This window comes from Pontivivens ytuae (assembly GCF_015679265.1).
GTDB classification, from domain to species: Bacteria; Pseudomonadota; Alphaproteobacteria; order Rhodobacterales; family Rhodobacteraceae; genus Pontivivens; species Pontivivens ytuae.
The window spans coordinates 944,741-966,715 of sequence record NZ_CP064942.1 but is presented as its reverse complement, the minus strand read 5'-3'; the positions used below and the strand labels follow the sequence as shown (position 1 = coordinate 966,715).

Below are 21,975 nucleotides of genomic sequence, written 5' to 3'. Positions count from 1 at the left end.
CGGATCGGTTGAACTGGGCGCAACCACCCCGGACTTGATCCGGGGCCGTTGGCCCAAGCGTGCAAACCAACGAAGCTATGCGTCGTCATGGGGCGATGCGGTCCGATCAATGGGACCTCGCCCCCGGTTGTTCCATTGCAGCGAAAGGTCCCGGCGCTTCGGCCGGGACGGTTGGATTGGTAGCCCCCGCCCCGGACCCCGATCCGGGGCCGCCCACCCTCAACAGCACCGTTCGGCGTCATTCCGCCCCAGCCGGCCCAACTGCTCGGCTCACAAGCGACCCTTCGCGCGATCCGGGGCCTGTCCGTCCGGCCGACGGACCCTGCCGAACCCTTTCCAATCCTTCGGATCGAACGTGTTCGCACAGCACACAATGAGGGCGGTGGCAAACACCGCGTAGCTCCTCCCGCCGTCGATCAGGCGGTCGTACTGGGAGCCGACGAAGAACAGGCCCAGCAGCAGCAAGAACATGAAGTAGTGAAAGGCCGAATGCTGCGGAAACCGCCCGCCGAAGATCATGCCGATGTAGAGTGCGGTCGTAATGATCAGGTAGGCGTTCGGGTCGATCATCGCGTGCAGCACGAGGAGCACGCCGCATCCGACATGCGCCCATTTCTTGAGGATGCCGATCAGACCCCTCCAGTATCGGTCGATGACATTCATGCCAGTGCCCCACCTCCGGCGAACGCGCTTCGCCCCCACTCGCGGCGTGTGCTCTCCACACGCACCGTCCTCCGCCGCTCACACGGTCTCATCGTGGGGCCGCCCAATCAAACGGGCAAACGGGAAACGGGGTCGAGACCTCGATCCGTGCCGGCGACGGCGGAGTGCGGCGTGGGCGCATCACGTCGATTTCCTGCTTCATCGACCACCGGTATACGGGCGGTTGCGGGTCCCAACCGGTTTGATTTCCTTTTTCCACAGGGTAGGTCAGTGGCACGACTTGGTCCGGTACGGGATGACAGGATGAACGAACTCGCGCCCGAGCCTTCGACGGCCATCGACCTTTCGCGGGTCGGGGTGGTCGATGTGGGGTCGAACTCCGTGCGGCTGGTGGTGTTCGACGGGGCGGCGCGCAGCCCGGCCTACTTCTTCAACGAGAAGGTGCTGTGCGGGCTCGGCCGGGGCATCGCCTCGACCGGGCGGCTGCATCCCGAGGGGCGGCAGCAGGCGGTCGCCACCATCCGGCGCTTCACCACGCTGGCCGAGCGGATGGAGCTCACCACCCTGATCGGCGTCGCAACCGCCGCCGTGCGGGAGGCTGAGGACGGCCCCGACTTCGTGGCCGAAATCGCGCGGGAGACCGGGCTGGAGCTGCGCGTTGTCGAGGGGCTGGAGGAGGCGCGGCTGGCCGCGCAGGGCGTGCTCGTCGGCTGGCCGGACGCGGTGGGGCTGACGGTGGATATCGGCGGCGCCTCGATGGAGCTTGCGCGCATCCATGGCGGGCGGATCGGGACGTGCCTCACCTCGAAGCTCGCGCCCCTGTCGCTCGCTGATCTCACGGACAAGGAGGTCGACCGGACGATCGCCGACACCCTCTCCGATCTGCGCGACCGGATGCCCGGCAAGGTGGAGGAGATGTTCCTCGTCGGCGGCTCCTGGCGGGCGATCGCGGCACTGCACATGGCGCGCCACGAGTACCCGCTGCACGTCCTGCACGCCTACGAGACCACGCCGGAGGAGATGCTGGAGACCGCCGAATGGGCGGTGGAGCAGGACCTCGACACCTTCAAGTCGCTCACGACGACCTCCGACGCGCGGCTGGCGCTGGTGCCGATGGCCGCGCGGGTGCTGCGCGGGCTGATCCCGGCCTTCGCGCCCGAGCGCATCGCGATTTCCTCCTACGGCCTGCGCGAAGGGGTGCTCTACGAGGTGATGAGCGAGGCGGCGCGGCGGCTCGACCCGCTGATCGAGGCGTGCCGGCATATGGAGCTGGCCGCCGCACGCTTCCCGGGCTTCGGCGAGGCGCTCTACGAGTGGATCGACCCGCTCTTCGATGACCTGGAGCCGCATCACCGGCGGCTGATCCACGCGGCCTGCCTGCTCCACGACATCAACTGGCGCACGCATCCCGATTTCCGCCCCGCCGTGAGCTTCGAGGCGGCGACGCGGGCCAATCTGGGTGGGATCACCCATCGCGGGCGCGTCTTCCTCGGCCTCGTGCTGTCGCATCGCTACAAGAGCGGGCGGCGCGCGCGGCCCGACGAAGCGCTGCTGGCGCTCCTCAACCAGGAGGAGGTGACGCTGGCCGAGACGGTGGGCCGGGCGCTGCGGCTGGGTGCCATGCTGACCGGCGCCTCGGCGCAGGGCCTGCGGGAGGCGCGGATCGCGCGCGAGGACGGCAAGCTGGTGCTGGAGCTCGCCGGCGAGATGACGGCGCTGGGTGGCGAGGTGGTGGAAAAGCGCCTCGCCAAGCTCGCCACCAGCCTGGAGCTGGAGCCGGAGATGCGGAGCTCCTGACCGGCTGCAGGCGCGCTTATGCCATGCCCGGCCTCCCTACGCCTAAAGTCTCATTGCGCAACCGATGCGGAACGTGCTCTGCCGGATGCTGCAAAAAGCGACGTTCAAAGCGCAAGGCGGCCCGGCTGTGCTGCCGGGCCGCCTTGCTGTCTCCCCAGACTTGGGCCGTCTCTGCGGCTTTGAGGGGACAATAAACACTCGATTTCGCGCCGTCACCTGGAAATTTTCTTTCTGGCTCAGCGATTTGCTGATGAAGGGTCAGGCTATTGCCCCCTTTTTGGGCACCATTTTGCCGCACCCCGCGCGCCGGGGCCGCGGCTCGATTCGCGTGATTGCCCCGTCGCGGCGCTTCCACTATGCACGGCGAAGCCCGTTATCGCCTCAGGAGACGCCGATCCATGCGCCTGTCCCGCTACTTCCTGCCCGTGCTCAAGGAGACGCCCGCCGAGGCGCAGATCGCCTCGCACCGCCTGATGCTGCGGGCCGGCATGATCCGGCAGGCGAGTGCCGGGATCTATTCCTGGCTTCCGCTGGGGCTGAAGGTGCTGCGCCGGCTCGAACAGATCGTGCATGAGGAGCAGCAGCGCGCCGGCCACCACCCGATGCTGATGCCGACGATCCAGTCCGCGGACCTGTGGCAGGAATCCGGTCGCTACAACGCCTATGGCAAGGAGCTGCTGCGAATCGAGGACCGACACGGGCGCGACATGCTCTACGGACCCACGAACGAGGAGCTGATCACCGACATCTTCCGCCGCGAGGTGACGAGCTACAAGCAGCTGCCGCTCACGCTCTACCACATCCAGTGGAAGTTCCGGGACGAGATCCGCCCCCGCTTCGGCGTCATGCGCGGCCGCGAGTTCCTGATGAAGGACGGCTACAATTTCGACGTCAGCAAGGAGGACGCGCTGCACGCCTACAACCGCCACCTGGTGAGCTACCTGCGCACCTATGAGCGGATGGGTCTGCAGGCGATCCCGATGCGCGCCGACGGCGGGCCGATCGGCGGCGATTACACGCACGAGTTCCTTGTGCTCGCCGAGACCGGCGAGAGCGAGGTGTTCTACGACAGTGCCGTGACCGACCTGCGGCTGGGCGACCGGGCCATCGATTTCGACGACCGCGCGCAGTGCCAGGCGATCATGGAGGAGTTCACCACGCCCTACGCCCGCACCGATGAGACCCACGACGACGCGATCTTCGCCGAGGTGCCCGAGGAGCGGCGGCGCAAGGCCCGCGGCATCGAGGTCGGCCAGATCTTCTATTTCGGCACCAAGTATTCCGATCCGCTGAAGGCCCTCGTGCAGACCGCCGAGGGGGAGCAGGTGCCCGTCCACATGGGTTCCCATGGCATCGGCGTGTCGCGGCTGGTCGGCGCGCTGATCGAGGCGAACCACGACGAGAACGGCATCATCTGGCCCGAGGGCGTGGCCCCCTTCGGCGCGGCCATCGTCAACCTCAAGCAGGGCGACACCGATTGCGACTGGGTGTGCGAGGAGCTTTATGCCGGGCTGAACGCCGCCGGTGTCGAGGCGCTCTACGACGACCGGGAGGAGCGCGCGGGCGCGAAGTTCGCCACCATGGACCTGATCGGCTGCCCCTGGCGCCTCACCGTCGGCCCGCGCGGCCTGAAGGAGGGCAATGTCGAGCTCACCTCCCGCCGGACGGGCGAGAGCGAGGCGATGAGCCCCGCGGCCGCGATCGATCGACTTCGAGGTATTTTCGCCGGTCTGTGAACCGAAGTCAGATGGGCCGGGGCGGCGGCGCACCCTATCTATCGGGTCATTAACCACGACCCGGAGATTTGAGATGTCCCGTTTCCCGATCCTGGCCGCGACCGCGCTCGTGCCCATGGCGCTCCTCGCGCAGCAACCCGTGGACCAGGGCCCGGCCAACGTTCCCTCCAACACGCCGGCCTTTGCCGAGCAGACCCGCGCGCCTGCTTCCGACAGCGGGGTGGAGTTCGCGGTGGAGGAGCTGGCGACCGGCCTCACCTTCCCCTGGGGCATCGCGGAGCTTCCGGACGGCGGCTTCCTCGTGACGGAGCGGGAGGGCCGCCTGCGCGTGATCGGCGCGGACGGTCTGCGCGAGACACCGGTCGCGGGTGTGCCGGAGGTCGTGGCCCAGCGGCAGGGGGGCCTCCTCGACGTGGCCCTCGATCCGCAGTTCGAGAGCAACCGGGTGATCTACCTCACCTATGCCAAGCCCCAGCCGAACAACATGAGTGCGACCGCCGCCGCCCGCGCGGTTCTCTCGGAGGACATGACCGAGCTCCTGGAGGTCCAGGACATCTTCGTCCAGACCCCGCCCTCGCCGACGCCGATGCACTACGGCTCGCGCATCGTGCTGGACGGGGAGTACGCCTACATCACCACCGGTGAGCACTCGCGGGAGGCCGAGCGCGTCTTCGCCCAGGACATGGACAAGACCTACGGCAAGGTCGTGCGCCTGACGCCGGAGGGCGAGGTGCCCGCCGACAACCCCTTCGTGGGGCAGGAAGGCGCATTGCCCGAGATCTGGACCACGGGCCACCGTAACGTGCAGGGCGCGGACCTGCATCCCGAGACCGGTCAGCTCTGGACGCTGGAGCACGGACCCGCGGGCGGCGACGAACTCAACCTCGCGACGCCCGGCCTCAACTTCGGCTGGCCGGTGGTGAGCTACGGCGAGAACTACAGTGGCACGCCGGTCGGGACCGGGCAGGCGCGGCACGAACCCGAGTTCACCGAGCCGCGCTACTACTGGGACCCGGTGATCGCGCCGGGGGGCTTCGCGTTCTACGAGGGCGAGCTCTTCGGCGACTGGCAGGGTGACATCCTCGCGAGCTCCCTGCGGCCGGGCGGTCTCGTCCGGCTGGAACTTGATGGGGACACGGTCGTGGGCGAAGAGCGGCTGCTCGGCGACGTGGGCCGCGTGCGCGACGTTGAGATCACGTCGGACGGGGCGATCCTGGTACTGATCGACGATCCGGAAGGCTCCGTGCTGCGGCTGACGCCGGGGCCCTCTAGCTGAGCCCACCTCCCTAATTCTCCCTGCGCCCCCCTCCCTAACCCTCCCCCTTTCTGGGGGAGGGGATCGCGTTGCGCTTGTTCTGCCGGATCGCGTCGGTGCTCTTACCCTGGCAGCCCATTGGAGGCGGCTTTCGGCTCAATAAAGGCGTGACCCGGCCGCACGTCGCACTCCACGCCGCAGCCAGACGGATCCGCCGGGTTCCTTCGCACGGACCCATCCCTCACCCCTGCCTAGCGCCACCGCATCTCATCCCCTAGCACCGAACTGCCTCATCACTCTCGTCAAATACGCCCGCCGGAGGCGTCTTGCCGTCCAACACGCGACCGCCCGGATCGCCCCGCCGTCCGCTCCTGACGCCGCCCACCCCATCACTCTCGCCCAATACGCCCGCCGGAGGCATCCCGCAGTGCAGCACGCGCCGCCCTTGACCGCATCGCGCCCCCGGCCCATCTTCCGCGCGCATTGCCGGAGGTACCATGGCCCAGACCGCGCCCCCCTTTTCCGCCTATGAGTTCCTGATCGCGTGGCGCTACCTCCGTGCGCGCCGCCGCGAGGGGGGCGTCAGCGTCATGACCTGGATCAGCCTGATCGGCGTGGCCCTCGCCGTCTTCGCCTTGATCGCGACGCTTGCCGTGCGCTCGGGTTTCCGGACGGAGTTCGTGGGCACGATCCTCGGCGCCAACGCCCATGTGCAGGTGCTCCAGACCCCCTACCGCAACGAGGCGGGCGTGGTCGTACGCACCCTCGACGACTTCGATGCGCGGGCGGAAGCCGTGCGCAATGTCGAGGGCGTGACCCGCGCGGCTCCCACCGTGCGCGGGCAGGTCATGGCCTCGGCCAACAACCGCAACGCGGGTGTGGACGTGCTAGGCCAGCGGGTCGAGGATGTGGCGACACTGCCGCTCCTCGCCGACCCCGAGATGAGCTTTGGCGACCTGTCGCGGCTCGATGAAGGCATCGCGCTCGGCAGCCGCCTCGCCGCCAATCTGGGGGTTGGCATCGGCGATCCGGTGCAGCTGATCTCACCCAACGGGGTGCAGGGGATCTTCGGCAGCAACATCCGGACCTCCACCTTCGAGGTCGTCCATATCTTCCAGGTCGGCCGCTTCGACGTGGACAACGTGCGCGCCTATCTGCCCCTCGAAGAAGCGCAGCGCTTTTTCAACCGCGAGGGGGTGGTGGACGAGCTCGAAGTACTGGTCGACGAGCCCGAGAACATCGACGCGCTGGTCCCCGACATCCTAGCCGCCGCGGGCCCGAACACCTATTCCTGGACCTGGATGCAAAGCGCGGGCGGCTTCCTGCGCGCGCTGGAAATGGAGGACAACATCATGTTCGTCATCCTCTCCATCCTCGTGCTCATCGCCTCGCTCAACATCACCTCGGGCCTCATCATGCTGGTGAAGAACAAGGGCCGCGATGTCGGCATCCTGCGCACGATGGGGCTGAGCCAGGGGGCGATCCTGCGGGTGTTCTTCCTGTGCGGCTTGTCCATCGGGATCTTCGGCACGATCATCGGTGTGATCCTGGGCTGCCTCTTCGCGATCTATATCGACCCGATCTTCAACGCGGTGAACTGGCTCTTGGGCGGCGGGGTCTGGGACCCCTCGATCCGCTTCATCAGCCAGCTTCCGGCGGAGCTGCAACTGGCCGACGTGCTGAAGGCGGTCGGCCTGTCGCTTAGCCTCTCCTTCGTCGTGACGATCTTTCCGGCGCGGCGCGCGGCGCGGATGAACCCGGTGGAGGCGCTGCGATATGAGTGAGGCGGTGCTGCGCCTCACCGGCGTCTCGAAGACCTACAACCCCGGCACGCCCGGCGAGATCCGGGTGCTTTCGGACCTCGACCTGAGCCTTGCACCCGGCGAGGTCGTGGGGCTGGTGGCACCCTCCGGTTCCGGCAAGTCCACGCTCCTCCACATCGCGGGGCTGCTCGACACGCCCGATGCGGGCGAGGTGGAGATCGCGGGGCAGGCGACGGCCAAGCTCGGTGATCGCGGCCGCACGCGGCTCAGGCGCGACGCGGTGGGCTTCGTCTACCAGTTCCACCACCTGCTGCCGGAGTTCTCGGCCGCCGAGAATATCGAACTGCCCCAGCGCGCCAACAACGTCTCCGCCAGCGCGGCGCGGGCGCGGGCCGCGGATCTGCTCGCCGCCGTGGGTCTCGCCGAGCGGGCGACGCACCGCCCCTCCGAGCTGTCGGGCGGGGAGCAGCAGCGCGTCGCCTTCTGCCGCGCGCTCGCCAACGCGCCCGCGGTGCTGCTCGCCGACGAGCCCACCGGCAACCTCGACCCCGGCACCTCCGATCAGGTCTTCGGCGTGCTGATGGACCTGGTGCGGGAGACGGGGCTATCTGCGCTCATCGCAACCCACAACCTGGAGCTTGCGAGCCGCATGGACCGGGTGCTGCATCTCAGCGACGGCCGGGTGGTGGCGGACTGAAGATGCGCCAGCTCCGCCTCTCCGACCCGCCGCTGGAGGTGAAGGTGCGCGCCCCCGCCGACCCCAAGGCGCTGGACCTCGCGCTCAGCACGCTCGAGGGCGTCCGGGCGCGGCGGGAGGATGACGGCTGGATCGTGCTGGCGGGCGACAGCGAGGCCGGGCTCGACGCGGTGATCGACCCACTCGCCACCTCGTTGGAGCTGGAGGTCGGCGCACCCCAGGTCGCCTTCCGCGAGACGGTGACCAGGACCGCAGAGGCGCATCGGGAGTTCAAGAAGCATGGCGGCCTCGGCCGCTTCGCCGACCTGACGCTCGAGGTCGCCCCGGCCCCGAGCTTCGACTTCAAGGACCGGTCCGGCCGCAGCCTGCCGGACCGCCTGCTCAAGGTCGTGCGCGACGCGATCGATGTCGATCTTGAGAAGGGCCCGGTCGGCGGCTTCCCGGTCGTGGGACTGCGCGTGGCGCTGTTGCAGGCCCGCTCCCACCCGATCGATTCCGATCCCTTCACCTTCACGCTCACCACGCGGCGGGTGTTGCGCGATGCGATCCGCGATGCGAAGCCGGTGATCCTGGAGCCGCTCGCCCGCCTCGACCTCAACGTACCGCAGGCGCAGGCCGCCGACGTCCTCGCCGACCTCAAGACCCGCCGCGCGCGGGTGGAGAAGAAGGATGGCGGGCACCTGCGCGCGCTGGTGCCCTACGGAAACATCTTCGGGTATCGCGCGGCCCTGGCCGGGATGACGGGCGGCACCGGCACCTTCATCCGCAGCTACGCCCACCACGCGCCACTGCCGATCCACGTCGCCCCTATCGGCAGGCCGCCTGGAGCGTGAGCCAGTCGCCGTCGCTGAGCGCGGGGCGGTAAGCGGCCGTGCCGATCGTGTCACCCGCCTGCAGCCGCTCCACCCGTGCCTCGGGCGCGCCGGTGCGGGCGAGGAGGAGGCCGAGCGGCAGGCTCGGCAGGCCCGCGCTCTCCAGCCGCCGCAGCGCCTCGGCATCCATCGCGTCGCTGCCGATCCTGCTGAGGTCAACCAGGGCCGCCAGCACCTCGCGCCGATCCTCGGCGGGTAGGGTGCCGGAGCTCGCGAGGCGCAGGAGGGCGGGCAGGCCCAGCTCTTCGACCACGGTGTCGCGCGCGGCTCCACTGGTGCGCTGGGCGGCGGCGAGGGCGGTGAGCCCTGCTATCTCCTCGACCTGGCCCGCACTCTCGATGGCGCCGGCGTCGATCAGGAACACCGGGCCGGGCAGGGGCAGCCACGGCCGCTCCATCCGCACCAGGATCGGGCGCAGGCGCGGCATGTCGGGGCCGAGCCGCGTGGCGATGCGCGCGAGCTCCGCCGGCGCACGACGGCCAAGCGCGGGGCAGAGCGTCACGCCCGGCGCCGCCAGCGCATCCTCGGCCAGCTGTTCGGAGAGGTTGACCCAGGCCTGCTCCGTGATGCGGTTCGCGAGTGCCGCCTGCGCCGGGACACGCAGGAACACCGCCGCCCCGGCCAGCAGGACGGCGAGCAGCAGCAGCGGGACGAGGCGGGAGGCGCGGCGCCCCTCCGCCTCCTGCCGCTCGGTGTGGGAATGCACGGCGCGGATCGCGGCGATCATGTCGGTGTCCCGGATCTCCAGCCGCTCACCGCTCGCCGGATCGGGGCTGAGCGTGAGGCCGGGGCCGTCGCATTCCTCGACGGCGGCCAGAGACCAGTGGGCGAGCGGCGCCTCCGCGCTGTCCATCAGAGTGAGCGTGGCGTTGCCGAAGGTGACGATGACCTCGCGCGGGCTCGCATCGGCCGCGGCCTGCCACAGGCCCACGGCCTCGAGCCGGTCATACTGATCGAGTGCGGTCATTGCCTGTTCCACTGCCTGCGCGGCCGGACCCTAGTGCAAATCGCGACGAGGGCGAAGGGGGCGCGGGGGATCGGATCAGCGGCGTGGCCGCGGGGGCTCGGGTTGAGTTGGGGTGGAGGAGAAGCCGTCATGCTCCGGCTCGACCGGAGCATCTGTCGGATGGAGCGCGGCGGCAGGAGATCCTCGGGTCAAGCCCGAGGATGACCGTCTCTGATCGAGGGATGATCTCCGCTGCGACGTGCGGGCATTGCCTGCGCACTCCGAGGCGCCCTCCAACCAGTAGTCATTCTCCGGCCCTAACGGTGTACCCCGCCAACCGATCACCGTCGCGAGCGATCCGCGAGCCGGAAACTGAAAACGACCACTCACCTCAAGCCGGCAGCGCATACCCCCGCTCGTTGAGCTGCTGGCGCAAAGTCAACTTCGAGATCTTGCCAGTCGCCGTGTGCGGCAGCTCCTCGACGAAGAGTACGTCGTCAGGCACCTGCCACTTGGCGAAGCGCGTCGCGACGAGGTCGAGGATCGCCTGCTTGTCGGGCTCCGTCCCCGGCGTGGGCACCACGACCAGCACCGGGCGCTCGTCCCATTTCGGGTGCGGCACGCCGATGGCCGCGGCCTCGGCCACATCCGGATGGCCCACCGCCACGTTCTCCAGATCGATCGAGCTGATCCACTCGCCGCCCGACTTGATCACGTCCTTCGAGCGGTCGGTGATGCGGACATAACCGTTGGGATCGATCGTCGCGACGTCGCCGGTGTCGAACCAGCCGTCTGCGTCGTGCGCCTTCTCCCCCATATGCAGGTATTCGCCCACGATGGCCGGGCCGCGGCACCAGAGACGGCCCTGCGCCGCGCCATCCTCCGGCAGGCGGTTGCCCGCATCATCGGTGATCTTCAGCTCCACGGTGTAGGGCGGGTGGCCCACCGTCTCCTGCACGTCGAGGCGCTTGTCGTCGGGCAGGGCCGCGACCTCGGGCTTGAAGGAGCAGACGGTGCCGAGCGGGCTCATCTCCGTCATGCCCCATGCGTGGAGGACCTGGACGCCGTAGGTGTCCTGGAAGGTCTCGATCACCGCGCGCGGGCAGGAGGAGCCGCCGATCACCACGCGCTTGAGGGTGGAGAACCGCTTCTCCGGGTTCTCGCGCAGCCAGCCGAGGAGGCCGAGCCAGACCGTAGGCACCGCGGCGGTAAGCGTGACGCCCTGCTCCAGCATCTCGTAGATCGCGGGCGGGGTCATGTCGCGGCCCGGCATGACGATCGAGGCCCCGGCGAGCGGCGCGGTGTAGCCGATGGACCAGCCATTGGCGTGGAAGAGGGGCACGACCGGCATCACCGTGTCCGCCGCGCCGAGCCCCAGCATGTCGGGCGACTGACTCGACAGCGCGTGGATCACGTTGGACCGGTGGGTGTAGACCACACCTTTCGGATTGCCGGTGGTCCCCGACGTGTAGCAGATCCCGCAGGCGTCCCGCTCATCGCCCATGTGCCAGGCGGTGTCGCCATCCTCGGCGGCCACCAGTTCCTCGTAGCAGAGCATGTCGAGCGTCGTCTCCGGCATGTGGGCGCGGTCGGTCAGCACGATGATGTGGCGGATCTTCTCCAGCCGGTCGGCGATCCCCTCGATGATCGGCACGAGGTCGGGATCGACCATCAGCACGCTATCGCCCGCGTGGTTGATGACATAGGTCATCTGCTCGGCGAAAAGGCGAGGATTGAGCGTGTGCAGCACAGCACCCGCGCCCGGCACGCCGTACCAGACCTCCAGATGCCGCGCGGTGTTCCACGCCATTACGCCCACCACGTCGCCGGGCTGCACGCCCAGCCGCCGCAGTGCCTGCGTGCAGCGTCGCGCGCCCAGATGGATGTCCGTCCAGGTGGTCCGCGTGATCGGCCCCTCCACCGAGCGGCTGATGACCGGCCGGTTCGCGTGGTAGCGCGCGGCGTGGTCGAGGATCGAGCCCACGCGCAGCGGCCAGTCCTGCATCAGGTTATGCATCGTCATCCTCCCTCCGAACGGGCCTTGTGGCGGCCCTTTCCCCGACTATGGCCGGGGGGTGGGGGCGACGCAATATCGCGCCCTGCATCCCTACGCCGCGCGGTGCGTTGGTCTGGAATTGAAGGCGAATTGAAGGATTTCAAACGGATGACCAGCGAATTTGATCGCAAGGCCAGCATTGCGCGCAACGACGCCCCCGACCTGACCGCCCGCCGGGTGCGGGAGGCCAAGCTGCCCCGCTTCATCGGGTTCGAGGATGGCCAGTACCAGTGCCTCGATTGCGGCGCGCGGGCCGAGGATATGGCCGCCCTTGAACACGCGCCGGACTGTCCGCATGGCGCCTGAGGGCAGCTTCATCACTCTCGGCCAATACGCCCGCCGGAGGCAGGTTTCCTAACCCGCGGTCAGAGCCGTTCCAGCGCGATGGCGATGCCCTGGCCGCCGCCGATGCACATGGTGATGAGCGCGCGCGTGCCGCCGGTCCGCTCCAGTTCGTGCAGCGCCTTCACCGTGATGATCGCGCCGGTCGCCCCGACCGGGTGGCCGAGCGCGATGGCGCCGCCATTCGGGTTTACCTTGGCCGGGTCCAGGCCAAGGCCGCGGTTCACCGCGATCGCCTGCGCGGCGAACGCCTCGTTCGACTCGATCACGTCGAAATCGTCGACGGTAAGCCCCGTGCGCTCGATCAGGTTCTGCACCGCGGGGATTGGGCCGATGCCCATGACCTCGGGCCGGACCCCCGCATGGGCGTAGCCGAGCACGCGGGCACGCGCTTTCAGTCCCGCCTTCTCCGCCGCATCGGCGCTCGCCAGCACCAGGGCCGCCGCTCCGTCATTGATGCCGGAGGCGTTTCCGGCCGTCACCCGGCCCTCCTTGCGGAAGACGGGGCGCAGGCCCGCCAGCGCCTCGACGCTGGTGGCCTTGGGATGCTCGTCGGTGTCGAAGGTGACCATCTCGCGCTTGCGCTTGACCTGAACGCCCACGATTTCATCCGCGAAGCGCCCTTCGGAGATCGCCGAGGCGGCGCGCTCCTGCGAGGTCATGGCGAAGGCGTCCATGTCCTCCCGGCTCACCTGGTGCTCGTCCGCGACGTTCTCCGCCGTCACGCCCATATGGCCGGTGCCGAAGGGGCAGTTGAGCGCGCCCAGCATCATGTCGAGCGAGCGCACGTCGCCCATCTTCTGACCCCAGCGGGCCTCCGGCAGGATGTAGGGCGAGCGGCTCATGCTCTCCGCCCCGCCGGCGAGCGCGAAGTCGGCGTCGCCCAGCATCAGCGCCTGCACGGCCGACACGACGGCCTGCGCGCCGGAGCCGCAGAGCCGGTTCACGTTCATCGCGGGCGTGGTGTCGGGCACGCCCGCCTCCATCGCCGCGACGCGGCTCAGGTACATGTCCCGCGGTTCGGTGTTGATGACGTGGCCATAGACGACATGGCCGATCTGGCCGCCCTCGACCCCGGCGCGGCTCAGCGCCTCCTTCGCCACGGTAGCGCCCAGCTCGATGGGCGGGGTGCCGGCGAGGCTGCCGCCGAAGGTGCCGATGGCGGTGCGTGCGCCGCTCAGGATCACGATGTCGCGGGTCATGGCTGGTCCTCCCTTAGCCTTTGCGCGCCACCATGCGCCCGTCAGGCAGGAGGTCAAGCCGGACCGCGCGTCGCCTTCAGTCGCCGGTCAGACGATGCAGCCAGGCGAGCGTGACATAGCCCTTGCAGAGCTCCACGTCGGGCAGCTTGTGCTCCCCGTCGCCCAGATGCGGCAGCACGGCGACGGCGTCGCTGTAATCCTCGCCGGTGGTGTTGGCACCCGGCGTGGCGATGCAGGGAATGCCCGCGGCGACGGCGGCCGAGACGCCCTGGGCATTATCCTCGATCGCGAGAGGGTGGCTCACGTTGAGCCGTTCGAGCGCGAGGTTGTAGGCGTCGGGCGCGGGCTTGCCCTCCTCGATCATCTCGCGCGTGACGATCAGGTCGAAATCGTCGGGCCGCAGGATGCCGCTGGTCGCCGTGAGCAGCGCGTCCACGTTCTCCTTCCCCGTGGCGGTGACGAAAGCGACGGGCAGCTTCTCCTTCCGCGCCTCGGTCAGCAGGCGGCGCACGCCGGGGCGCGGCGTGAGACCGGTCTCCTGCATCTCCTTGTCGAAGATCTCGGTCTTGCGGGCATGGAGCCGCGCGATGCGCTCGTCATCTAGGTCGGGGCCATGCTGATCGGCATAGCGGCGGATGCGGTCGGCCCCGCCGGAGCGGGTGAGCATGTCCTGGTAGAGCTCGCGCCCCCAGTCCCAGTCGAGCCCGTCCTCAGCAAAGGCGGCGTTGAAGGCCCGGCGCTGCATCTCCGACGTCTCGGCCACGGTTCCGATCGATCCGAAGAAGAGTGCATCCATGTCGAGCCGTCCTGCCGTTCCCTTGGTTTTCGCAGCAGGTAAAACGACCGCGCGCACTGACCACCGGTTTCTTGGTGGCGGTTCAGGACGATAGCGGTGCGATGACCTCGCGGAGCGCGTCGAGCCCCTCGGTCAGCGCCGCGGGGCCGGGTGCGAGGAGGAGCGGGCTCTTGATCTCGTGGATGCGGCCATCGCGTACCGCGGGGACGTCCTGCCAGCCGGGGCGTGCGGCGATGCGCTCTGGCCGGACCTTCTTGCCGCACCAGGAGCCGATGATGATCTCGGGGGCGGCGGCGATCACGTCGGCCTCCTCCACGATCCGGCCCTTCGCATCGGCGGTCAGCCGGTCGGCGAAGATGTCCCGCCCGCCCGCGATGTGGATCAGTTCCGAGACCCAGCCGATGGCGGAGATCAGCGGCTCGTCCCACTCCTCGAACCACACTGTCGGGCGATGCGCGGGGGCGGGGATGGCGGCAATCCGCGCCTGCCAGCCCGCGATCATCTCCGCCGCCCGCTCCTGCGCCCCGGTCAGTGCACCCAGCGTCGCCACCATCGCGTAGATCCCCGCCACGTCGCGCTGGTTGAAGGCATGCACCGCGATCCCCGCCCGGATCAGCTCCGCCACGATATCGGCCTGCAGGTCGGAGAAGGTGAGCACCAGATCCGGCTCCAGCGCCACGATTGCGGGCACGTCGGCGGAGGTGAAGGCGCCGACCCGCGGCTTCTCACGCCGCACCTGCGGCGGGCGCACGGCATAGCCCGTGACGCCGACGATCCGGTGCTCCTGTCCGAGCAGGTAGAGCGTCTCCACCGTCTCCTCGGTCAGGCAGACGATGCGCCTGGGGCCGTCGGTCACGCGAGCTCCAGGTCGTAGACTACGATCCCGTCCGCGCCGCCCTCGCACATCTCGACCAGACGCGCGCCGAGCGCACGGTGCTCCGGATGCTCCGCATAGGCCGCCAGTGCCGCCCGGTCGCGGAAGCGGGCGACGAAGCCCTCCTCGTGGTCCGGCGACTTGCCCTCCACGTCGATGTTCACGCCGAACTCCACCGCCTCCAGCCCGTCGATCAGCGGGACGAGGGCGGCGATGGCGCGCAGCACCTCCAGCCGCTCGGCCCGGCCATACCGCTCGCTGAAGTTCAGAAACACGCAGTGGAGCAGCATGTCGGCCCGCCCTTTCTTCGCCGGGCGATTGCGCTCGCCCATCCGGCACCTATGTGAGCCCCTGCGACCCCAACGCGCAATGCGGCACCGGGGGTCATGGACACGGGCCACTTCGCTGCTAGTGTCCGCTTCGGCCAGCACAAAGGAGAGCGCGATGACCAAGTTCGGAACCAGCCAGTCGGTCCGCCGGACCGAGGATGTCCGCTTCCTGACCGGCCACGGCCGCTACGTGGACGACATCGCGCCCGAGGGGGCGGCCTTCGTTGTCTTCGTCCGCAGCCCGGTGGCCCACGCGACCATCGCCTCCCTCGACGTGGAGGAGGCGCGGGGCGCCGATGGCGTGCTCGCCGTCATCACCGCCGCGGACCTCGAGGGCGAGCTCGACAACCGCATGGACGCCTCCGTCGTGAACAACCGCGACGGCTCCCGCGGGGCGCGGCCCATCCGCCCGATGCTGGCGGGCGACACGGTGCGCTACGCGGGCGAGGCGGTGGCCGCCGTCGTGGCCGAGACGAAGCAGCAGGCTCAGGATGCCGCCGAACTCGTCATGGTCGATTACGACGACCTGCCCGTGCACATGGCGACCGCCACCGGCGGCGCGGCCATCCACGAGACAGCACCCGAGAACCGCGCCTATGACTGGGCCCATGGCGACGAGGCGGCGACCGAAGCCGCGTTCGCCGAGGCCGCCCACCACGTCACGCTGGAGCTGATCGACAACCGCGTTATCGCCAACCCGATGGAGCCGCGCGGCGCCTATGCCGAGATCATGGAGGACGGGCGCCTCCACGTCTCCGTCAACGGACAGGGCGTCTGGGGCCTGCGCGATGCGCTTGCCAAGAAGCTGGGCATGGATGCGGGCGACGTGCGCGTCACCAACCCCGATGTGGGCGGCGGCTTCGGCATGAAGTCCTTCAACTACCCCGAACACTTCGTGCTGGCGCTGGCCGCGAAGCAAACGGGCCGGGCCGTGCGCTGGATGGCCGATCGCGGTGAGGGGCACATGACCGATGCCTCGGGCCGGGACCTCGTGACCACCGCCGAGGCGGCCTTCGACGCGGATCACCGCCTGAAGGCCCTGCGCTTCCACACCGTGTCGAACCTCGGCGCGTACAACTCGCCCTACGGCCAGTTCATCCAGTCCGAACTGGCGCTGAAGGTGATGCCGGGCACCTACGACGTGCAGACCACCTTCTTCCACGTCGAGGGCGTCTACACCAACACCACGCCCGTCGATGCCTATCGCGGCGCGGGCCGGCCCGAGGCGATCTACGCGCTGGAGCGGCTGATGGACGCCTCCGCCCGCCAGCTCGGCGTGAGCCCGGTGGAGTTGCGCAAGAAGAACTTCATCCCGCGCGAGAGCTTCCCTTACGTGACCGCCTCCGGCGAGACCTACGACGTGGGCGATTTCGCCCGCGTGCTCGAACGGGCCGAGGTCGAGGCCGACCTCGCGGGCTTCGAGGCGCGCAAGGCGGAGAGCGCGCGCCACGGCAAGTATCGGGGCCTCGGCCTCTGTTACTACATCGAGTCGATCCTCGGCTCGCAGGACGAGACCACCAAGATCGAGTTCACCGAAGATGGCGGCGTGAACCTCTATGTCGGCACCCAGTCGAACGGGCAGGGGCACGAGACGGTCTTCGCCCAGATCCTGCACCAGCGCGCCGGCATCCCCTTCGACAAGATCGTCTTCGTGCAGGGCGACAGCGACCGGATCGCCACGGGCGGCGGCACCGGCGGCTCCCGCTCGGTGACGATGCAGGGCAACTCGATCAACGCCGCGGCAGACGAGATGATCCGCAAGTACCGCCCCCTAGCCGAGGAGGAGCTTGAGGTCGCCGCCGCCGATCTCGACTTCGAGGACGGCGCGTTCCGCGTCGCGGGCACCGACAAGACGGTGACGCTGATGGCGCTCGCCGAAACGGCGCGCCAGCGGGGCCTGCAGGAGCTGCTTGTGACGGAGCTCGAAAACACCGTCCCCGGCCGCTCCTACCCCAACGGCGCGCATTTCGCGGAGGTCGAGGTCGATCCCGAGACCGGCAAGACCACGTGCGTGAAATACACCGTGGTCGACGATTTCGGAGTGCTGATGAACCCGATGCTGGCCGAGGGGCAGGTCCATGGCGGTGTGGCCCAGGGCATCGGGCAGGCGATCACCGAGCAGGTGGTCTACGACGCGGACGGCCAGCTCCTGTCGGGCTCCTTCATGGACTACGCGATGCCGCGCGCCTACGACGTGCCGTGGATGGACTTCCACGCGGAACTGGTACCGTCGACGGCCAACGAGATCGGCATGAAGGGCTGCGGCGAGGCCGGTACCGTCGGCGCGCTCGCCGCCGTGACGAACGCGGCGCTCGATGCGGTCTGGGATGCCGGCGTGCACCACGTCGACATGCCGATCACCCCGGTGCGTATGTGGGGCTGGCTCGACGCGGCGGGGAAGATGGCCGCCGAGTAAGGCGCTCCCGCCCGTCTTTGAGGCCTGCCGGCCCCTCATCCCGTTGGGCCGTGCCTGCGGCACGGAACCCCCTCCCTGACCCTCCCCCGAAACGGGGGAGGGGAACTGCCGCGGAGTGAGGTTCGCCTGTGGTTCTGCTGGGCGTAACGGCCCTACGTCCAGTTAAAAGGCGCCCGCCGACCGTACGGCTCCCCGTGCCTGAACTTTTCCAGTTCGGATCGTCAGCTACTGTGGAACACGGATGCCCTAGCCCGTCTTGCAGGCCCCTTCGCGCTTCATCCTGCGGGACAGGGCCGCGCCGTCGGAACAGTTCCCCTTCCTGACCCTTCCCCGGATCTGGCGAGGGGAGCTGCCGCTGGGTGAGGTGCGCTCGCGTGTTTCCTGAACTGAGCTACCCGTCGCCCTGCTTGGCCGGATGTCGTCGGCAATGCAGCTATCCCACCCTCGTCCGGTTGAATGCGGTGAGGGAGCCGCCCCGGAACACAGGTGCTCCCGTACACCTTCGACGCCTGCCCGCGCTTTACTCCGCCTTGGAGGGCCAGTCGCTCAGCCCCCTCCCTAACCCTCTCCCCGATCTGGGGGAGGGCAAAGGCCCTGCTCTTCTTCTTTGTCCCAAACACGCAAACGCGACGCGTGCCTCCCCGCGGCTTAGTCGGCGAAGGCGCCGGGGCCGAGGGGGATGGGGGCGGGCCGGTCCACCCGGCATAGGTCGCAGAGCCTGAGCGCCGTCAGCACGCCTGAGCGCATCAGATCCTCGTCGCCCGGCAGGACGTAGGGATCGGCGGCCTCGTAGCGCACCTCGTAGCCGAGGTCGGCGAACGAGGCGATGGTCATGCGGCTCAGCGGCCGGTCGGTGCCCGACAGGAACCCGGTCATCAGCTCGTCGCCGAAGGTGAGCTCGCGCCAGTGCCCGTCCCGCGTGCCGGCCCCACCCGTGTTCGCCACCGGCACCACCGCCGGGGCCTGGCCCAGAAGCTCGCCGTATTCCCGCGCTGCCGCCGCACCGGTAAAGACGGGATCCGGGCCGCCCTCGCCCTCGATCAGGCCGAGGATGCTCCACAACGTGCCGGCGCCCAGCACATGGCCCATCTCGTGCAGGATCACGTCCTCGAACGTGCCGTCCTCCTCCAACCGGCGGATGTCGGCCTCGTCGAACTCCATGACGCCGAGGGCGGGCAGGCGGGTGACCGGGCGCAGTACCGTGGGCCCGGCCTGCCCGAGCACGCCCGAAGGCCCGTCGATGGGCGTGATCGTCGCGTCGATGACGATCCCCTCGATCCGCTCCCCGCGGTAGCTGACCGGGGGCAGCGCTGTGTCGAGCACCGCGTTCCACCGCCCGGCTGCCCGCTGGAAGACGTCGCGCCGCCCGCCGGACAGGCCGGTTCCGTATCTCACCTCGATCATGATGCGCCCCCACGCCGTGACTGTTTCGTGACATGTCAGATGGGGCGCAGGGAGCGCGATGACCACGACAAAGCACCGTGAGCCGGTACGCGGATCTTCGGCGGCCGCCCGCCGACGGGCTCAGATGGTCAGTGTCAGCCGCTCTTCCGACAGGTCGAGCGCGATTGGGCGCCCGATCGTCGCGGCCTGCAGGCGGGCGAGCAGGAACTGCACCTCGCCCGCGCGGAAGGTCGAGACGTCCTGCGGGCTTTCGAGCGCCGCCGCGAGCCTGGGATCGAGCTTGATCCGCGGCCCCGTCCCCTCGATCCGCAGCTTCTCTCCCGTCACTGCCGTCAGCAGCCCGCCCAGCGGCAGCGCGCTGTCTGCGCAGAGCAGGGCAAGGGCCAGCATCTTCGCCTCGCTGCGCGCCATGTCCCGCGGCCCCCCCGCCCAGGAGAAGCGCAGCCGCGGCTTGGTGAAGCAGTCGGTGAAGAGCTGCTCAAGCTCCCGCCCGCGGCTCACCCCGTCCGCGCCCGCCGCTCCGAAGGCGAGCCGGAAGAGGCGTAGCTTTGCCGCAGCCGATCTTGCGCTTTCGCCGATCAGGACCATCTCGGGCGAAGAGGTGCCGACATTCATCGCTTCGATCAGCTCGACGCCGTTGTCGATGGCGCCGACCGGGCTGATCAGGTCGTGGCAGATGCGCGACGTGACCAGCGCCGCGAGCGCGCCCGTCGGGTCGTCGCCCGGCGTCTCCGCCGCGATGTCGGATTGGGACGATAAAGGCGAAGGACGGGAGGTCATGAACGAATTCCTCGAACCGGGCGCACTGGTGCGCCATCCAGACAAGCCCGATTGGGGAACCGGGCAAGTGCAGTCAGTCGTTGGCGGCCGGATCACCGTGAATTTCGAGCACACCGGCAAGGTGGTGATCGATGGATCGCGGGTGATCCTGACGCAGGTCTACGAACAGTCCGACACTGGCGGAAATGTCGCATCGCAAGGTTAACAGAAGATGACCGGGTGATAAGCGGCGGTTAACGCCGCAGCGGCGCCGTTGAACTTCACGACCTGCCCGCATAGGGTCCCTCGCACCCCGCAGGAACGGTCACGGTATGAAGATGCAGGTCGAAGCCCAGAAATTCGAGGTCCGCCTCGCGTCCGACGACGCCGAGGTGCGGGCCGCGCAACGTCTGCGCTACGAGGTCTTCGTCGAGGAAATGGGCGCGAAGGCCTCACCCGAGGATCATGCCGAGCGGCTGGAGCGGGACGCGTTCGACCCGCATTTCGACCACCTCCTCCTGATCGACCGGACACGGGCGGCGCAGGGCATCAACCGCGGCGTTGTCGGCGTCTACCGCCTGATGCGCGGTTCGGTCGCGGCCGCCGGTGCCGGCTTTTACGGCCAGCACGAGTACGACCTGTCGAAGCTCACCGCGCTGGGCCGCGAGACGGTGGAGCTTGGCCGCTCCTGCGTCCATGCCGACTATCGCGGCGGGGCGGCGATGCACCTGCTCTGGTCGGGCCTCGGTGAATACGTGATCGGCCACGGGGTGGAGATCATGTTCGGCGTCGCCTCCTTCCACGGCACGGATGTCGAGGAGCTCGCGCAGCCGCTCTCGCTCCTCCACCACCAGCACCTGGCGCCGGAGGAGCTGCGCGTGCGCACGCTGCCGGAGCATTTCGTGCCGATGGACCGGCTCCGCGCCGAGGAAGTCGACCACAAGGCGGCGATGCGCGCGATCCCGCCGCTCATCAAGGCCTATCTGCGGCTCGGCGGTTTCGTCGGTGAGGGCGCGTTCATCGACTGGGAGTTCAATACGGTCGACGTGTGCCTCCTGATGGACACGACCCGCATGGCCGACCGGTATCGCGAGATGTATTCCCGCCGCGCGCGGAGCGTGCAGGCGTGAGCACCTGGCACGGCCCGCCGCCGCCGGTCCTGCCGCGGCCCGGGCCGCTTCGCGCGATCGTCGGCGGACTGCGCATCGGGGTGCTCGCAGCGTGGCTCGCGGTGATGACCACGCTCTATGCGCTCCTGAAGGTCACCGAGCCGCTGTTTCTGGGCGCACAGCCGCGCTTCCTCGTGATGCGGCTCTGGGCGCGGGTCAGCCTGCGGCTGATCGGGCTGCGGCGCGTTGTGCATGGCCGCCCGCTGGGGCGGGGCGGCGCGATGGTCGCGAACCATTCGAGCTGGCTCGACATCATGACGCTCTGCTCCATCGGGCAGGTGGCGTTCGTGGCCAAGGCCGAGGTGCGGAGCTGGCCCGGCATCGGCTTCTGCGCCCGGCTGATGGACGCGCTCTTCGTCGAGCGGCGGGCCGCAGCGGCGGCTCAGCAGAAGCGCGACATGACCGAGCGGATCGACCGCGGGCAGCAGCTCCTCTTCTTCCCCGAGGGCACCAGCACCGACGGTCTGCGGGTGCTGCCGTTCAAGTCGGCCCTCTTCGCCGCCTTCCACCAGCCGGGCCTGGCCGAGGAGATGGAGGTGCAGCCCGTGGGCCTCGCCTACGTCCCGAACGAGAGCCTGCCGCCGGCCTTCTACGGCTGGTGGGGCGACATGAGCCTCGGCGCGCATATCTGGGCGATGGTCACGCGATCCTTCGGCGGCGAGGTGCATCTGAGCTTCGCCGACCCGGTGCGGCCTGCCGCTTTTGCCGACCGCAAGGCGCTGGCCGTCCATTGCGAGACGGCGGTGCGCGACGGCTGGGCCCGGTTCGCAGCCCTGCTCGAGCCCGAGCAGCCGGCGGCGGTTCCGGGCGAGTGACGCCGGGGGCTGCGCGCCCCCGGACCCTCGCGGCGTATTTTCGGAAAGATGAAGGGGATGGCGCGCTTCATCGGATTCCCTATG

The 21,975-nt window shown here is 69.2% G+C and carries 20 protein-coding genes; 11 read left to right on the top strand and 9 right to left on the bottom strand.

Annotation, left to right across the window (positions count from 1 at the left end; all coding sequences use genetic code 11):
- Positions 1–270: 270 nt before the first annotated feature.
- Positions 271–663 (bottom strand): hypothetical protein, encoded by a 393-nt coding sequence (locus I0K15_RS04560; protein WP_196104227.1) that lies wholly within the window; start codon positions 661–663, stop codon positions 271–273.
- 303 nt (positions 664–966) lie between these two features.
- Here I0K15_RS04560 and I0K15_RS04555 point away from each other — a divergent pair, with 303 nt between their 5' ends.
- The 6 genes from I0K15_RS04555 to I0K15_RS04530 all read left to right on the top strand — a co-directional run bounded on the left by I0K15_RS04555 (position 967) and on the right by I0K15_RS04530 (position 8,744).
- Positions 967–2,460: a Ppx/GppA family phosphatase gene (locus tag I0K15_RS04555; protein WP_196104226.1), complete on the top strand. Its 1,494-nt coding sequence runs from the start codon at positions 967–969 to the stop codon at positions 2,458–2,460.
- 398 nt (positions 2,461–2,858) lie between these two features.
- Positions 2,859–4,196: a proline--tRNA ligase gene (proS, locus tag I0K15_RS04550; RefSeq protein ID WP_196104225.1), complete on the top strand. Its 1,338-nt coding sequence runs from the start codon at positions 2,859–2,861 to the stop codon at positions 4,194–4,196.
- A 73-nt stretch (positions 4,197–4,269) separates the two neighbouring features.
- Positions 4,270–5,472 (top strand): PQQ-dependent sugar dehydrogenase, encoded by a 1,203-nt coding sequence (locus tag I0K15_RS04545; RefSeq protein ID WP_196104224.1) that lies wholly within the window; start codon positions 4,270–4,272, stop codon positions 5,470–5,472.
- Between the two features lie 476 nt (positions 5,473–5,948).
- Positions 5,949–7,235 (top strand): lipoprotein-releasing ABC transporter permease subunit, encoded by a 1,287-nt coding sequence (locus tag I0K15_RS04540; RefSeq protein WP_196104223.1) that lies wholly within the window; start codon positions 5,949–5,951, stop codon positions 7,233–7,235.
- Positions 7,228–7,911, top strand: a complete 684-nt coding sequence (locus tag I0K15_RS04535) for an ABC transporter ATP-binding protein (RefSeq protein WP_196104222.1) — start codon at positions 7,228–7,230, stop codon at positions 7,909–7,911. Before I0K15_RS04540 ends, I0K15_RS04535 begins: the two co-directional genes overlap by 8 nt.
- 2 nt (positions 7,912–7,913) lie before the next feature.
- Complete coding sequence (locus I0K15_RS04530; RefSeq protein WP_196104221.1) at positions 7,914–8,744, top strand: hypothetical protein; 831 nt, start codon at positions 7,914–7,916, stop codon at positions 8,742–8,744.
- Here the strand turns inward: I0K15_RS04530 and I0K15_RS04525 are convergent.
- Positions 8,719–9,750, bottom strand: coding sequence for a hypothetical protein (locus tag I0K15_RS04525; RefSeq protein WP_196104220.1), 1,032 nt, complete (start codon positions 9,748–9,750; stop codon positions 8,719–8,721). The two genes, I0K15_RS04530 and I0K15_RS04525, sit on opposite strands and share 26 nt — an antisense overlap.
- Before the next feature lie 370 nt (positions 9,751–10,120).
- Positions 10,121–11,752: a long-chain-fatty-acid--CoA ligase gene (locus I0K15_RS04520; RefSeq protein ID WP_230374290.1), complete on the bottom strand. Its 1,632-nt coding sequence runs from the start codon at positions 11,750–11,752 to the stop codon at positions 10,121–10,123.
- A 141-nt stretch (positions 11,753–11,893) separates the two neighbouring features.
- On the opposite strand from I0K15_RS04520, the gene I0K15_RS04515 reads away from it, so the two are divergent.
- Positions 11,894–12,091, top strand: coding sequence for a hypothetical protein (locus I0K15_RS04515; protein WP_196104219.1), 198 nt, complete (start codon positions 11,894–11,896; stop codon positions 12,089–12,091).
- Between the two features lie 59 nt (positions 12,092–12,150).
- On the opposite strand, the gene I0K15_RS04510 is transcribed toward I0K15_RS04515, so the two are convergent.
- The 4 genes from I0K15_RS04510 to I0K15_RS04495 all read right to left on the bottom strand — a co-directional run bounded on the left by I0K15_RS04510 (position 12,151) and on the right by I0K15_RS04495 (position 15,331).
- A complete protein-coding gene (locus I0K15_RS04510) occupies positions 12,151–13,329 on the bottom strand; it encodes an acetyl-CoA C-acyltransferase family protein (RefSeq protein WP_196104218.1) in 1,179 nt (392 codons plus the stop codon).
- Between the two features lie 76 nt (positions 13,330–13,405).
- Positions 13,406–14,125: an HAD-IA family hydrolase gene (locus I0K15_RS04505; RefSeq protein WP_196104217.1), complete on the bottom strand. Its 720-nt coding sequence runs from the start codon at positions 14,123–14,125 to the stop codon at positions 13,406–13,408.
- A gap of 82 nt (positions 14,126–14,207) precedes the next feature.
- Positions 14,208–14,981 carry a cobalamin-binding protein gene (locus I0K15_RS04500; RefSeq protein ID WP_196104216.1) on the bottom strand — a complete coding sequence of 258 codons (774 nt, stop codon included), beginning with the start codon at positions 14,979–14,981 and terminating at the stop codon, positions 14,208–14,210.
- On the bottom strand, positions 14,978–15,331 hold the full coding sequence (locus I0K15_RS04495) for a Dabb family protein (RefSeq protein WP_230374289.1): 354 nt from the start codon (positions 15,329–15,331) through the stop codon (positions 14,978–14,980). Before I0K15_RS04495 ends, I0K15_RS04500 begins: the two co-directional genes overlap by 4 nt.
- A gap of 112 nt (positions 15,332–15,443) precedes the next feature.
- Between I0K15_RS04495 and I0K15_RS04490 the strand changes: the two genes are divergently transcribed.
- Positions 15,444–17,744 (top strand): xanthine dehydrogenase family protein molybdopterin-binding subunit, encoded by a 2,301-nt coding sequence (locus I0K15_RS04490; protein ID WP_196104215.1) that lies wholly within the window; start codon positions 15,444–15,446, stop codon positions 17,742–17,744.
- Between the two features lie 648 nt (positions 17,745–18,392).
- Here I0K15_RS04490 and I0K15_RS04485 read toward each other — a convergent pair.
- Together I0K15_RS04485 and I0K15_RS04480 are read right to left on the bottom strand one after the other, a co-directional pair.
- Entirely contained in the window at positions 18,393–19,148 is a 756-nt protein-coding gene (locus I0K15_RS04485; RefSeq protein ID WP_196104214.1) for a leishmanolysin-related zinc metalloendopeptidase, read from the bottom strand.
- Positions 19,149–19,268: 120 nt separating this feature from the next.
- Positions 19,269–19,928, bottom strand: coding sequence for a histidine phosphotransferase family protein (locus I0K15_RS04480; protein WP_196104213.1), 660 nt, complete (start codon positions 19,926–19,928; stop codon positions 19,269–19,271).
- On the opposite strand from I0K15_RS04480, the gene I0K15_RS04475 reads away from it, so the two are divergent.
- The 3 genes from I0K15_RS04475 (at position 19,927) to I0K15_RS04465 (ending at position 21,891) form a co-directional block, all read left to right on the top strand.
- On the top strand, positions 19,927–20,133 hold the full coding sequence (locus I0K15_RS04475; RefSeq protein ID WP_196104212.1) for a DUF3553 domain-containing protein: 207 nt from the start codon (positions 19,927–19,929) through the stop codon (positions 20,131–20,133). The two genes, I0K15_RS04480 and I0K15_RS04475, sit on opposite strands and share 2 nt — an antisense overlap.
- A 112-nt stretch (positions 20,134–20,245) precedes the next feature.
- Positions 20,246–21,037, top strand: a complete 792-nt coding sequence (gene olsB / locus I0K15_RS04470; protein WP_196104211.1) for an L-ornithine N(alpha)-acyltransferase — start codon at positions 20,246–20,248, stop codon at positions 21,035–21,037.
- On the top strand, positions 21,034–21,891 hold the full coding sequence (locus tag I0K15_RS04465) for a lysophospholipid acyltransferase family protein (protein ID WP_196104210.1): 858 nt from the start codon (positions 21,034–21,036) through the stop codon (positions 21,889–21,891). The genes olsB and I0K15_RS04465 overlap by 4 nt, the downstream gene beginning before the upstream one ends.
- Positions 21,892–21,975 lie beyond the last annotated feature (84 nt).